The following is an 893-nucleotide window of genomic DNA, read 5'->3' as shown; positions in this document are numbered from 1 at the left end:
GCCTGGAAGGCTCCGTGCCGTGCCGCGTGGCGGCGAAGACCAGCATCAGCCGCAGGGTATCCCGATAGGCCGCGAGCGTATGCGGGCTAGCTTGCCGCTGCCGGATCAGGCGCTCGGTGAAGAACGCCTGCAAGGTCGCGCTGAGGGCGGTCATGCGCCGCCTCCGATCTGTCGCTCGAGGCGATCACCGGCCAGTTGCAGCAACTCCGGGGCCGCCGAGAGATACCAGTACGTCTTGCCCGGGTCGACGTGGCCGAGATAGGTCGATAGCAGGGCGAGCTGCCGCCCCGGGTCACAGCCGTCGCGATAAGCATCAAGAAGAGTTCGGACGGCGAATCCGTGCCGCTAATTCCGAGCTCGGAATTATCGTCACAGTTTTGCAGTTCACCGCCTCCTCTCCTGGTATCGCCAAGGCGCCGACGTCCAACGGCTTCTGCCCAAGCTCTCCACCTACCTTGGCCACGTCAACATCTCGGGCACGCAGCGATACCTAACCTTAACCCCGGACCTTCTGCGTGAGGCCAGCGCGCGCTTCGAGCATTACGCCATGGAGATGCCCAATGCGTGACGAGGCGCTTCTTGGCCCCTGGATCCGGCGGTTCCTACTCGAACACGTGGTTGCCGAACGCAATCTCGCCCGCAACACCCAGCAGGGTTACCGCGACGGCTTATGTCAGCTTCTCCCGTTCGTTGCGAAGCGGGTTGGCAAGTCTATTGATCGGCTGAATGTCGTCGATTTATCGGCCGAGCTAATCCGCGCCTTCTTGACCGATATCGAAGTGACGCGTCGATGTTCGATCGCCACCCGCAATCAAAGTCTTGCCGCCATTCGGGCGTTCGCTGGCTTTGTCGGCGAGCATAGCCCCGTCCACATCGAATGGTCGGGCCAGATC

2 protein-coding genes are annotated in these 893 nt (G+C 62.4%); one reads left to right on the top strand and one right to left on the bottom strand.

Annotated elements, in window-relative coordinates:
* A partial coding sequence (locus EOA33_RS37040; RefSeq protein ID WP_190234521.1) for a site-specific integrase occupies window positions 1–154 on the bottom strand: 154 nt, incomplete at its 3' end.
* A gap of 406 nt (window positions 155–560) precedes the next feature.
* On the opposite strand from EOA33_RS37040, the gene EOA33_RS37025 reads away from it, so the two are divergent.
* On the top strand, window positions 561–893 hold a 333-nt coding region (locus tag EOA33_RS37025; RefSeq protein WP_190234520.1), incomplete at its 3' end, for a phage integrase N-terminal SAM-like domain-containing protein.

Source organism: Mesorhizobium sp. M4A.F.Ca.ET.050.02.1.1 (assembly GCF_003997725.1).
Classification (GTDB): domain Bacteria; phylum Pseudomonadota; class Alphaproteobacteria; order Rhizobiales; family Rhizobiaceae; genus Mesorhizobium.
This window is presented reverse-complemented; position numbering and strand designations above follow the sequence as displayed.